General features: G+C 55.1%; 10 protein-coding genes. 8 read left to right on the forward strand and 2 right to left on the reverse strand.

Annotated elements, in window-relative coordinates:
* Positions 1-338, forward strand: a 338-nt coding sequence (locus AC6F7T_RS05485; RefSeq protein ID WP_500716994.1) for an SAM-dependent methyltransferase, incomplete at its 5' end; no start/stop codon positions are given.
* 56 nt (positions 339-394) lie between these two features.
* Here the strand turns inward: AC6F7T_RS05485 and cls are convergent.
* Together cls and AC6F7T_RS05495 are read right to left on the reverse strand one after the other, a co-directional pair.
* A complete protein-coding gene (cls, locus tag AC6F7T_RS05490) occupies positions 395-1840 on the reverse strand; it encodes a cardiolipin synthase (protein WP_500716995.1) in 1446 nt (481 codons plus the stop codon).
* Between the two features lie 78 nt (positions 1841-1918).
* Positions 1919-2695 carry a DUF305 domain-containing protein gene (locus AC6F7T_RS05495; protein WP_500716996.1) on the reverse strand — a complete coding sequence of 259 codons (777 nt, stop codon included), beginning with the start codon at positions 2693-2695 and terminating at the stop codon, positions 1919-1921.
* A gap of 321 nt (positions 2696-3016) precedes the next feature.
* On the opposite strand from AC6F7T_RS05495, the gene AC6F7T_RS05500 reads away from it, so the two are divergent.
* From AC6F7T_RS05500 to AC6F7T_RS05530, 7 genes are all read left to right on the forward strand, one after another.
* Positions 3017-4393, forward strand: coding sequence for a sigma 54-interacting transcriptional regulator (locus AC6F7T_RS05500; protein WP_500716997.1), 1377 nt, complete (start codon positions 3017-3019; stop codon positions 4391-4393).
* 172 nt (positions 4394-4565) lie between these two features.
* On the forward strand, positions 4566-5831 hold the full coding sequence (locus tag AC6F7T_RS05505; RefSeq protein WP_500716998.1) for a TolC family protein: 1266 nt from the start codon (positions 4566-4568) through the stop codon (positions 5829-5831).
* Positions 5832-6138: 307 nt separating this feature from the next.
* A complete protein-coding gene (locus tag AC6F7T_RS05510; protein ID WP_500716999.1) occupies positions 6139-7380 on the forward strand; it encodes an efflux RND transporter periplasmic adaptor subunit in 1242 nt (413 codons plus the stop codon).
* Between the two features lie 27 nt (positions 7381-7407).
* A complete protein-coding gene (locus tag AC6F7T_RS05515; protein ID WP_500717000.1) occupies positions 7408-10686 on the forward strand; it encodes a CusA/CzcA family heavy metal efflux RND transporter in 3279 nt (1092 codons plus the stop codon).
* A complete protein-coding gene (locus AC6F7T_RS05520; RefSeq protein ID WP_500717001.1) occupies positions 10683-11231 on the forward strand; it encodes a hypothetical protein in 549 nt (182 codons plus the stop codon). Before AC6F7T_RS05515 ends, AC6F7T_RS05520 begins: the two co-directional genes overlap by 4 nt.
* A gap of 174 nt (positions 11232-11405) precedes the next feature.
* Positions 11406-11600, forward strand: coding sequence for a SlyX family protein (locus AC6F7T_RS05525; protein WP_500717002.1), 195 nt, complete (start codon positions 11406-11408; stop codon positions 11598-11600).
* 156 nt (positions 11601-11756) lie between these two features.
* A complete protein-coding gene (locus AC6F7T_RS05530) occupies positions 11757-12797 on the forward strand; it encodes a KamA family radical SAM protein (RefSeq protein WP_500717003.1) in 1041 nt (346 codons plus the stop codon).
* Positions 12798-12809: the final 12 nt, after the last annotated feature.

Here is a 12809-nt window from a genome sequence, read left to right on the forward strand (position 1 = left end):
CAGGTCCGGCGGCGGTGGGTATTCCCCTGACGGCCCGGGGTTATGCCACCAATCTTTCCGTTGTCTCTGCCCATCTGGCCGGCAGCTTGCTCAATATCGACTGGTTACTATTGTTACGGATTCCGCATCATACTACCGTTGTGCAGATGGGGTTGAGCTTTGCGGCGGAAATCAGGGAACAGGCTCTTAAGGAAGGTTTGCCTGGCGAGATGCCGGTGGCCATTGTGTCCAATGCCACTCGTCCCGGACAGCAGACCATCATCACCACCTCGAGGGCTTGGCTGAGGACAGTAAAGGCGCTAACCGGCCGGCACTACTGGTTTTTGGCGAGGTGGTGAAATTGCATCAACTGTTGCCGCATACGGCTGTTTGCTAGGGGGGTGGAGGTGCAGGTTTACAGCACCGGTGCTGCCAGATAGGCTGCCCTTGATGCCGCTCTGAACCACAGGGGCTTGCTTGCAACTTCTGTTACAGTCATTTCCCGCGACAGGGAGAAATCCTTGTTAAACATCCTTTCTACCTGCCCGGCAAAATCTTCATCGAGAATCCAGGCGGTAATTTCAAAATTGAGGCGGAAGGAGCGATTGTCCAGATTCACGGTACCTACGGCCGCGGCGAGGTCATCGACAAGGATGGTTTTGGCATGGAGGAAACCCGCCTGGTAGCGGTGAATCTGTACTCCGGCTTCGAGCAGGGGGGCAACAAAGGCATAGGCGGCAAAGTAGGTAAGGATGTTGTCCGGCCTCTCCGGGATCAGGATGCGCACATCGACACCCCGCATGGCGGCTAGTTTCAGGGTCGCCAGCACCCCTTCATCGGGAACGAAATAGGGGCTTGAAATCCACAGGCGCTGACGGGCGGCGCTGATGGCGTTCTGTACCATCAGACTCGCGGTTTCAAAACTGTCCGCCGGGCCACTCGGCAGGATCAATACCGGCAGATCCTCAGGCTCCGGTTCCGGAACCCAGTTGAAGCTTAAGGTTTCTTCTGTCGCCCAGTGCCAGTCCTCGACAAAGGACAGTTGCAGACACAGGGTTGCCGGACCTGCGATTTTCAGATGGGTGTCGCGCCAGGCACCGAAGCGCTGGTCACGACCAAGATATTCATCGCCGACATTGAGCCCACCGACCCATCCCTGGTGGCCATCAACAACGACGATTTTACGGTGATTGCGAAAATTGAGCTGAAAACGGTTGCCTGAGCCGCGGGTTGAGTGAAAACGGTGAACCTCAACCCCCGCTGCCGTCATCTCGGAAAGGAAACGCGCAGGCAGACGGTAGCTGCCGATCTCATCGTAGAGAAAGAAAACCCGTACCCCCTGACGGGCTTTTTCCTGCAACAACCCCTGCAGGTGGCGCCCTAGCTCATCATCACGAACGATATAGAATTGTACCAGCACATAATCCCGGGCTGCTGCGATCCCTTCCATAATGCTCGCAAAGGTGCGGTCGCCATCGATGAGCAATTCAACCCGGTTACCGCCGACCATGGGCATCTTGGCCAAGCGTTCGATGGCGGCTACATGGCGTTCACCGGGGGGGAGTTCAACCCGATGCGGGTAAATTTTGGACATTTTGTTGTCCAGTTTGTGATGCAGCAGGGAATCCCCTTGGCGCCGACCGATGACATACCCCTGAAATTTGGTCCGGCCAAAAACCCAGTAAGCCGGCACTGTCACATAGGGGACGGTATTGAGGGTAACGATCCAGGCTACGGTGCCGGGGGCGGTGCGAGTGGACATGAGGGCGTCGAGGGAGGAAACAAAGCCAACCAGATGAGCGCTGATCAGTAACGTAATGATAAAGCGTCGTCGATAACGGGCAAACAAGGATGTTGCCATGGCGGCTCCCGGCTGGTGAATGATGCGGATGAGGTGAGCGGCATCATAGCACCAGCCGGGAGCCCTGTGAACTGTGAACTAATGATGAGCTTCGTGGTCTTCTTCGCCATACCAGCGCTCTTTCCAGGACATCATCAGGTCAATTTCCACCTGTTGGGTTTGGATGATTTCGTCAGCCAATGCCTTTATCTCTGGCCGCTGTGATTTGGCCAGGGCATCATGGGCCATATCAACAGCGCCCTGGTGATGGGGGATCATGGCCTCGATGAAGCGCAAGTCAAAGGCATCATCCCCGGCACCGAGGTCACCACTCATTTTCATCGCGGCAATCTGAGCTGCTGACATGGGAACCACTGAGCCGGTGGCATGGTCGTACATCACCAATTCCTCGCCAATTTGAGGATACCATGTACTCCTCCAGCGGTTCATCAGGTCAATCTCCTCCGCCTGGGCAGCAATGATCGCATCAGCAAGAGCGAGGATTTCTCGCCGTTGCGACTTTAATCGGGCTTCTTCAGCCATCTCCACAGCACCTTGATGATGAACGATCATGCCGTCAATAAAGCGCAGGTCGTAGGTGTCATCGGCCGGGCCTGAATCCATGGTGTGATTCATTCCTTCCTGCCCCATCATGTCGTGATTCATTCCTTGCTTACCCATCATACTGTGGTCCATGCCACCCTGATCCATCGTACTGTGGTCCATACCACCCCGATCCATCATACTGTGGTCCATTGCCCCGGTTTCGTTGTGCATCTGATGCTTCTGGGTGCCGGTACAGGCAACCAGCATTCCTGATACCACTAATGTCAGTAAAATTCCGCCTATTACCAGCAACGTTCTCCAATGTTTCATTGTTGTATCTCCTTTCGGTTCAATGACTTTGCGATATAAGCCAGGTTTTTGGTGATTCCAGACTTTTGCCCCGCAGGGGCTTTGTCGGAACTTGCGATCCTTTGTGTTATTGTAATAGCATAAGTCATGCCAAATTTTTTGCGTTGCTAATATGATGAAAATACAGACAAATACGATGTCCCCAATGGGCAGGAAAGGTGTTGGTTAAATCTTGCTGTAGAATATTCAACAGTAGTTGGCAGAAAGTAGTCTTTGTTTGAGAGAATTGGAACAATCAGTTATTCTTCAGGAAATGAAGTTTTGTATCAGGAGAATTCATAAATGGCTGAAAAGATTCTGGTCGTCGATGACGATGATTCCTTGCGGCGGATGATGGAATATACCCTGCAGCAGGCGGGGTACAAAGTGAGCGTTGCCGGCGATGGTGACGAGGCCCTGGTGGCGGTACGCAAGGAACCACCGCGCTTGATCGTCACCGACCTGAAGATGGAGCGGATGGGCGGGTTTGAACTCTTGACCCATGTGCGACGGGATTACCCCGATATTCTGGTGATCATGGTAACCGCTTTCGGCAGCGTCGAGAGTGCGGTGGAAGCTATGCAGCTTGGCGCTCACGATTATCTGGTCAAGCCCTTTTCCCGTGACGCTCTGCGTCTTGCGGTGGAGCGGGCCTTGTCCTACGGCGGCTTGCAGCGGGAAAACAAAGAACTGCGAAAAAAACTTGCCCAGGGTGAAAGTTTTGACATCATCACTGCTGCCCCTGTGATGCAAAAGCTGATTGCTACCCTGGATCGGGTGGCAACATCTGAGGTTCCGGTCTTGCTGACGGGAGAAAGTGGCTCTGGCAAAGAGCTGCTGGCTCGGCGCGTTCACGACAAAAGTGCACGGGCTGGTCAGCCCTTTGTTGCTCTGAACTGTGCAGCAATTCCGCAAGGGTTGATCGAAAGTGAATTGTTCGGTCATCTGAAAGGATCTTTTACCGGAGCGCTCAAAGATCGTAAGGGGAAATTCGAACAGGCCGATGGCGGCACCCTGTTCCTTGATGAAATCGGTGAATTGCCCATCGATCAACAGCCGAAGCTGCTGAGGGCGTTGCAGCTGGGAGAAATTGAACCGGTCGGCGGGCAGACGCGCTCTGTCGATGTGCGGGTGGTGGCCGCTACCAACCTGAATCTGGAAGATGAGATTCGTCAGGGTAAGTTTCGCGAGGATCTTTACTACCGGCTGGCGGTTATTCCCCTCGAAGTTCCCCCCTTGCGTCAGCGCCGCGAGGAAATCCCGTTGTTGGCCCGTCATTTTCTGCGGCAATATGCTGAAGAACGGCAGCTGGGCATGAAGGATGATGTTATCGCCGCATTGCAACAGTATTCGTGGCCAGGTAACGTCAGAGAGCTGAAGAACTTAATGCAGCGCCTGGCGATTTTGTGCAACGGCGATGCGGTAGAGTTGGCTGACCTGGCGGCAAACCTGCGCGGCAAAGCAGATCAGGAAAAGCGCTCCGGCGATGGTTCTGCTGATGAGGCCGGCTTCGTGCTGCCGGCGACAGGTTATTCTTTGGAGGAGCTGGAAAAATCAGCCATCCGTCAGGCTTTGGAACTCAGCAGCGGCAACCAGACCCGTGCCGCTGAGTTGTTGCAGATCCCGCGTCACGTTTTGCTCTATCGGTTAGAAAAATATGAGATGAAATCCCCCGCCTAATTGCAGACTATTCAACTGCCCACTGTAGAATAGTCTGCAGCCCTCCTTCTTTGCTTCTCTTGAGAAAACTAAACAACTGAAAAATAAGCTAAAATAGTTTTGGCACACAAGTTGTAGGTGTCTTTTCGAAGATAGTTACTGTCGATCCATTCTGCTGGTGTCGGAGGTTCGTGTGAAAATTATTTTTTTTGGTTTTTTTGCCTTGGTGTGGCTGCTGGGAGGCCATGCTGTTGCGGCTGAGGAAAACCTTGAAGCATTGGTTGCCCAGGCGTTGACCAGGAATCCGGAAGTTGCGGTTTCTGATGCTCGCTGGCAGATGCTGCGGCAGCGAGCGGAAGCCGCCGGCTCCCTGGAAGACCCGATGCTGATGCTCGGGATTCAAAATGCCCTGGTAAGCGACCCCTTCAATTTTCGTGAGGATCCCATGACCCAGAAGGTCATCGGCATTTCCCAGATGATTCCTTACCGGGGTAAGCGTGGGGCTAAAACTGCTGCGGCATATAGTGAGGCGCAAGCTGCACGCTGGCTCATCGATGAGCGCAAGCTGGAACTGGCACAAATGGTTCGGGAAACCGGCTATCGTATTTATGCCGTGGATAAGAGCATCGGCCTGACCGAAGAGAATTTGCAGTTACTGGATGATCTGATCGCTCTTGCTGAAACCCGTTATGCCGTGGGGCGAGGATCGATGCAGGAGATTCTGGCGGCCCAGGTGCAGCGCTCAAAAATGCAGGAAATGCTCCTGGTGCAAAAGCAGCAGCGCCAGATCCAGCAGGCACTGCTCAACGAGTTGCTGGCCAGGCCCCAGGTGACAAGCGTCGGCACCATGCCGGAGCTGACCCTGGTTGAGCCCAGTCTCGAACCGGAAGCCCTGCGTCAGCAGGCCCTCTCCCAGCGGCCGCTGCTGCACAGCCTTGCGGCCCAGCACGAAAAGAGTCTGGCTAATCAACGACTGGCAAAGCTCGATTTTTACCCCGATGTCACTATCAGTTTTGAGTACATGCAGCGTGATCGGCTGCGGTCCGGCATGGGAGATGTGGAGGGGGAAGATATGTACGCCCTGACCCTTTCCTTCAATCTGCCGGTTCAGCGCGCTAAGCGTCGTGCCATGGTTCATGAGGCCGCAAGCGAGAGCGCTATGGTGACCAACGAACTGCGCGCTGTGCACAATGCCATCGAGGGGGGGATTACCCAGCGCCTGGCTGAGCTGGAGCTGCGCTCCGGGCAGGTGATCCTTTACCGTGAAGCGATCATCCCTCAGGCCGAACAGTCACTGGAAGCTTCAGTCTCTGCCTATCAGGTGGGAAAACTTGAGTTTCCTATGGTGCTGGATCAACAGATGGGGTTGTTCGGCTATCAAATCGACTATCACAAGATGCTGGCGGATTATCACATGTCTCTGGCGCAATTGCGGACACTGGTTGGTGGGGAGCTGTGATGGTGTGGTCTCGGGAAAATCAGGGAGTCGGAATGCTTTCTCTTGCGGGCAAAACTCGGCTGACGCCTCAAACAGTTCCCCGCTGTGTTCAAGCATCCCGACTCCCTGATAATGAGTTCTTTAACTAGCTGAAACTGTAATTATTCAGCAATATCCTTGCGCAGGGTCGGGTGTCCTGTGGCAAGGGTGTTTGTCGCCATGGACGGCGACAACAAGCGGTCATGGATGACGAAAAGCGTCCCTTGGCATAGGATTCCCGATCCGGTGCTGAACAGATACCTGAAACTTAACATTGATGGATTGGCCGATGAAAAAAATACTTTTGTTACTACTGACGATTTTATTGCTGGGCGCTGCTTATGTGGCTGCTGAAACGCCAAAATATATCAGCCCGATGCACCCCTTTATCACCTCCGATGAGCCGGGGCAGTGCCCGATCTGTGGCATGGATCTGGTGCCCTACGATCAATTCGAGAGCGGCGGTACCGGCAGCACCATCGAAATCGACCCGGTGGTGGTGCAGAACATGGGGGTGCGTCTGGCTCAAGTCACGCGCGGCAATCTGAGTCGCAACATCCGCACCGTTGGTATCGTCGGTTATGAAGAGACTGCTCGGACATCCGTCAACAGCAAGATTTCCGGCTGGGTCGAGGGGTTGCATGTCAATCAGGCCGGCCAGGAGGTCAAAAAAGGGCAGTTGCTGCTGACCATCTATAGTCCAGATCTGGTCAGCGCCCAGGAAGAGTACCTCATGGCGCTGCGAAATTATGAGCGCCTGCAACAGAGCTCCATTGCCGGCGTCGCGGACAGCGCTGAAAAATTACTGGCTGCGGCAGAAACCCGGCTGCGCTATTGGGATATCTCTGCGAAAGATATCGAGGGGTTGCGCCAGTCCAAAAAGGTGCAGCGCACCCTGCCTCTGTATGCACCGTTTAGTGGCGTCGTGACGGAAAAAATGGTCAATCAGGGGATGTTTATCGCTGCCGGGATGGAACTGTACCAGCTTGTCGATCTCTCGCGTATCTGGGTCTATGCCGATATTTACGAGTACGAATTGCCCTGGATTGCTGGAGGGATGGCGGCCGAGGTGGAGATTACCCAATTGGGCAAGACCATCCCCGGCAAGGTCGATCTGATTTATCCCTACGCCGATGGCATGACCCGTACGGTTAAGGCACGTATTGAACTGCCCAACACGGATCGCCAGCTGCGCCCCGACATGTTTGTTACGGTGCGCCTTGAGGGACGCAGCGTCACTGATGCCCTGTTGGTGCCCAGTGAAGCGGTGCTTGATTCCGGTCAGCAGCAGCGGGTGTTTGTTGCCCTCGGCGAGGGCAAGTTTGATCCCCGTCCAGTCCACGTGGGTTTGCGCGGTAGTAACGGGTTGGTTGAGGTTCACGGCCTCAATGAGGGAGAGCAGGTGGTGGTCAGCGCCCAGTTCATGTTTGATTCGGAAAGCCGTTTGCGTGAGGCCATTGACAAGATGCGCGCGGTCACCGGCCAGGATGTTTCCGTTGACGATTTGTTCAACGATCACAGTGGTCATTGACCCTTAAGGTACTGAAAGGTTATTACGATGTTATCCCACATCATTGAATGGTCGTTCCGCAATCGTTTCCTGGTGATCCTGACCACCGCTTTTCTGGTGGCGGGTGGGCTGTTTGCCTTGCGCAACACCCCCATTGATGCCATCCCTGATCTGTCCGATGTCCAGGTGATTGTCTTTACCGAGTACCCCGGGCAGGCCCCCCAGGTGGTGGAAGATCAGGTCACCTACCCCCTGACCACCCAGATGCTGGCGGTCCCGGGAGCCAAGACGGTGCGCGGTTATTCCTTCTTTGGCTATTCCTTTGTCTATGTCATTTTTGAGGATGGAACCGATCTCTACTGGGCGCGTTCGCGCGTGCTGGAATATCTCAACTCGGTTTCGGGCCGCTTGCCTGGAGGAGTCAATCCGACCCTTGGTCCCGATGCCAGCGGCGTTGGTTGGGTTTATCAGTATGCCCTGACCTCCGATCGTCACGATCTCCAAGAGCTGCGCAGTCTGCAGGACTGGTTTTTGCGCTATGAACTGTCTTCGGTGGAAGGGGTCTCAGAGGTTGCCGGCCTCGGTGGTTTCGTCAAGCAATATCAGGTGGCCGTCGATCCCAACCGGCTGCTTGCCTACAATATTCCCGTGACCGAACTGATGATGGCCATCCGCAACGCCAATCTGGATGTCGGCGGCGGCGCCATTGAGATGGGGGAAACGGAATTCATGGTACGCACTACCGGTGGCTATATTCGCTCGGTGGAAGATCTGGCCAACGTGGTGGTGATGGCGACTCCGGGAGGTGCGCCGATCAGGGTGGGGGATGTGGCTCAGGTGCGCATCGGTTCCGAGATGCGCCGCGGCATCGCTGAGCTTGACGGTGAAGGGGAGGTTGCCGGCGGTATTATTGTCATGCGCTCGGGGGAGAATGCCCTGAAAACCATCGAGCGGGTTAAACAGAAACTGGAGGAACTGAAAAAAGGCTTGCCCGAAGGGGTGGAGATTGTTCCGACCTACGATCGCAGTGAACTGATCACCGGAGCGGTCAAGAACCTGCAGCACAAGCTGATCGAAGAGAGCATTGTTGTGGCTCTGGTGATTATTCTTTTCCTGTTCCATCTGCCCAGCGCCTTTGTCGTTATCCTGGCGCTGCCGATAGCGATCCTGATGTCGTTCATCATCATGTATCTGCAGGGGATCAGTTTCAACATCATGAGTCTCGGCGGTATCGCCATTGCCCTTGGAACCATGGTCGATTCGGCCATCATCATGGTGGAAAATGCCCATAAAAAACTGGAATTTGCCCCGGCCAATGCCAATCGAAAATCGATCATTGTGGAGGCGGCCAAAGAGGTCGGCCCGACCATCTTTTTTGCCCTGCTGGTAATTACTGTTTCTTTTGCGCCGGTGTTCACTCTTCAAGAACAGGCCGGACGCATGTTCAAGCCTCTGGCCTATACCAAGACCTACGCCATGGCCGCCGCCGCCCTGCTGTCGATTACCCTGGTGCCGGTACTGATGAGTTTTTTCATTCGTGGCCGGATTCGTGGGGAGACAGCCAACCCCGTCAATCGTGGACTGATCCGCATCTATCATCCCCTGGTGGATGTCGTCCTTAAGCGCCGCAAGACCGTCCTCTTTGTCACGTTGCTGCTGCTGTTGTCGACGGCCTATCCTCTAAGCCGCCTTGGTACTGAATTCATGCCGCCGTTGTATGAGGGGGATCTGCTCTACATGCCTACCACCCTGCCCGGCATCTCGGTGACCAAGGCCAAGGAACTGTTGCAGCAGACGGATAAAATTATCGCCTCTTTCCCTGAGGTGGAGCGGGTTTTCGGCAAGATCGGCCGGGCTGAGACCGCCACCGATCCGGCACCGATGATGATGGTTGAAACCACCATCATGCTCAAACCCCGGGATGAGTGGCGCTATCTGCCGACCGACAGGTTTTACAGCCACTGGCCTGATGCTTTAGCTTTCATCAAAAAACCATTGCGCCGGGTGTTCCCCGAAGCGAAACAGATGACTATCGAGCAACTGACCGACGAGCTTAATCGGGCAGTGCGCTTTCCCGGCTTGACCAACTCCTGGACCATGCCGATCAAAACCCGCATCGATATGCTGTCCACCGGCATCAAGACCCCGGTTGGTATCAAGGTCATGGGGGATGACCTGAATATTTTAAGCCGCCTGGCAGAAGAAATCGAAGCGGTGGTGCGTGATCTGCCCGGAACCAGATCAGCCATTGCTGAACGGGCCGTCGGTGGGTTCTTTCTCGACGTTGATATTGACCGCGCGGCCGCTGCCCGTTACGGCATCAATATCGGCGATATTACCGAGGTGGTGCAGACCGCCATCGGCGGTATGAAGATTGCCGAAACGGTGGAAGGGCTGGAGCGCTATTCCATTAATGTGCGTTACGATCGTGATTTCCGGGATGATGCCGATAGTCTGAAGCGAGTCCTGGTACCCGCTCCGGGGGGGCGCCATATCCCTCTGACGCAGCTTGCCAATCTGGTGGTGCGTCAGGCTCCCGACAGTATCAAGAGCGAGAACGCCCGACGTACGGTCTGGGTTTATGTTGATCTTGCTACCAGTGATATCGGCAACTATGTCGCGGCTGCCCGCAATGCCGTCATCGAACATGTTTCCTTGCCGCCGGGCTACAACGTGGTCTGGAGCGGTCAGTATGAGTATATCGAATCGACGCGCGAGCGACTGCTGGTGATCATCCCCATGACGATTCTGGTGATTTTCGTCCTGATTTATATCAGCACCAAATCCCTGGTGCGCACCGCCATCGTTTTTTCCGCCGTGCCCTTTTCCCTGATCGGTGCCTTCTGGCTGCTCTACCTGCTTGATTACAACCTGTCCATCGGCGTCTGGGTCGGCCTCATCGCCCTGGCGGGGCTGGATGCGGAAACCGGCGTGGTGATGCTGCTCTATCTTGATCTGGCGCATAAACGCTGGAGCGAGGAGGGGCGGATGCGTACCCGCGGTGATTTGATCCAGGCGATTCACTACGGGGCGGTGCGGCGTATCCGTCCCAAGGTGATGACGGTGGTGACTATTATCGCCGGCCTGATGCCGATTATGTGGAGTAGCGGTATCGGTTCCGATGTGATGAAGCGTATCGCCGCGCCGATGATTGGTGGCACGGTGACATCCCTGCTCCTCGAACTATTGCTCTACCCGGTATTCTTTTACCTCTGGCGCTCCCGTTCCCTGGACCCCAGTCCGGTGCCGACGGTTCCGGATGAGGAATTAACAACACCTGTGAAGGTAAATTCACCAGAACCTCTCAACCAAGGAGAAACAACATGAAAAAAATGACAAAAATGACGATTGCCCTGGCTTTGCTGCTGCTGTTCCTCACCGCTGGAATCTCTCTAGCCATGCGCCACAGCGGCCACAGTGGCCACGGCAGCAGCGCTCCGGCGGCATCGGGGCATGACGCCCATCAGATGAAAAAAACATCTGAAGCTGGACACAGTGGTGGCCATATGGGGATGGAGATGACTGATGACATGATCATGCTCGGCACCCAGGCTCGGGATGGGGTCAAGGCCATGGCGCACATCAGTGATACCAGTGAGGCCATGGCTGCCGCCGGAATGAAGCAGACCCATCACCTGATGGTTGCTTTTGAAGACGCTGCTACGATGAAGGCGCTCGACTCCGGTCGGGTCGCTGTGCGCATTGTTGCGCCAGGTGGACAAACCTTGCCGGCCATCTCGCTGTCAGGGATGGATGGAGCTTTTGGTGGTGATGTTGAGTTGCGTGAAAAAGGCACCTATACCCTGCAGGTGGGAACCCAGCTGCAGGATAATAAAGCGCGACAGTTTGAATTTCAGTATGAAGTGAAGTAGCAAAAACGCTGAAAAAGACACTAGCAGCAAACAGCAGTAAACAACGCCGGTACCATTTTTTTCCAATAATTGAAATGGTACCGGCTCTTGTTGTGTGGATAAAAGTGAAGCAGGCTGTTGGCATATTTTGTTCGGAAGGCTATAACAATAACTTTCGTACTCAAGGAGCAAAAGATGCCGCACAATGTCAATGAACGTCTGGATGAACTTGAAGTCCGCTTGAGCTATCAGGATCGGCTGCTGGAAGAACTCAATGCGGTTGTCACCGATTGCAATCTGCGTATTGATCAGTTGACCCGCCAGAATCGCCAGCTGCAGGATATGGTGAAAAATCTTGGCGGGTCGCTGGAAGCATCGCCTGATGAATGATGTTTCAGGTAGGCAGAGTCGAAACTTTCATTCCAGGGGACACTATGCGCCATCCATGGCCGTTCGACTGTCGCCGTCCATGGCGACAGACGCCCTTGACATGAAAGCCCGGACTCTGCCTGAGTGTGCTCGTCATGATCCGATTGGAGCCGTCTGATGGCGCTGGAGTTGTGGCAGCAGCGCCTCAAAGAAAGTGTCACGACGGTCGATGAGCTGGCACAACGGTTCGGGATCGATCCGGAACCGTTGCGGGAGGTGGCGGCGCGCTATCCGCTGAAAATTACCCCCGGGTATTTTGATCTGATCGGTGCGGTTGGAGATCCGCTCTGGAGCCAGTGCGTTCCCGATGTGCGCGAGTTGCAAGCGGGTGGCTATGCTGACCCGCTGGCCGAAGCGCATTATTCTCCCGTGCCGGCCATCATCCACCGCTATCCTGACCGGGTGATTCTGCTGGTGTCCAACAATTGCGCCGGGTACTGCCGCTTCTGCACGCGCAAGCGCAAGGTTGGCAGCAGTGACCATGCCGTCAGTTTTCGTGAGCAGCGTGAAGGGATCGACTATGTTGCCGCTGATGAACGTATACGCGATGTGATTCTCTCCGGTGGTGATCCGCTGATTCTGCCTGACAGCGTCCTTGAAGATCTGCTGGTGCGGATACGTGCTATTTCCCATGTCGAGATCATCCGCATTGGTAGTCGGGTGCCGGTGACCCTGCCCGAGCGTATTACCCCGGCGCTGTGTCAAATCCTCAAGAAATATACCCCGCTTTATCTCAATACCCATTTTAATCACCCGCGCGAGCTGACGCCGGCTTCCGCCGCCGCCTGCGCTCTGCTTGCGGACCAGGGTATTGTTCTCGGTAATCAGACGGTGCTGTTGCACGGGGTGAACGATGACGTCGCAACCATGATCGAACTGCTGCGCGGTCTGCTGAAAATCCGCGTGCGCCCCTACTATCTGCATCAGATGGATCTGGTGGAAGGTACGGCCCATTTTCGTACACCGCTACAGACCGGTCTGGACATTATCCGTGCCCTACGCGGCCCGGTGTCGGGCATGGCGTGCCCTCATTTTGTTGTTGACCTGCCCGGCGGCAAGGGGAAGGTGCCGCTGCTCCCCGATGGACTAAGATATCGGGATGGCAAAACGGTGATTACCACCTCTCCCGGGGAGTTGGTGGAATATCCGGATCTGTAAATTGTTGCGCGG

The organism is Pelovirga sp., assembly GCF_059864205.1.

Excerpts from the sequence above, each read along its gene's own strand:
- AC6F7T_RS05525 (WP_500717002.1), top strand. The coding sequence starts at position 11,406 with ATGCCGCACAATGTCAATGAACGTCTGGATGAACTTGAAGTCCGCTTG.
- AC6F7T_RS05500 (WP_500716997.1), top strand. The coding sequence starts at position 3,017 with ATGGCTGAAAAGATTCTGGTCGTCGATGACGATGATTCCTTGCGGCGG.
- AC6F7T_RS05520 (WP_500717001.1), top strand. The coding sequence starts at position 10,683 with ATGAAAAAAATGACAAAAATGACGATTGCCCTGGCTTTGCTGCTGCTG.
- AC6F7T_RS05515 (WP_500717000.1), top strand. The coding sequence starts at position 7,408 with ATGTTATCCCACATCATTGAATGGTCGTTCCGCAATCGTTTCCTGGTG.
- AC6F7T_RS05510 (WP_500716999.1), top strand. The coding sequence starts at position 6,139 with ATGAAAAAAATACTTTTGTTACTACTGACGATTTTATTGCTGGGCGCT.
- cls (WP_500716995.1), bottom strand. The coding sequence starts at position 1,840 with ATGGCAACATCCTTGTTTGCCCGTTATCGACGACGCTTTATCATTACG.
- AC6F7T_RS05530 (WP_500717003.1), top strand. The coding sequence starts at position 11,757 with ATGGCGCTGGAGTTGTGGCAGCAGCGCCTCAAAGAAAGTGTCACGACG.
- AC6F7T_RS05495 (WP_500716996.1), bottom strand. The coding sequence starts at position 2,695 with ATGAAACATTGGAGAACGTTGCTGGTAATAGGCGGAATTTTACTGACA.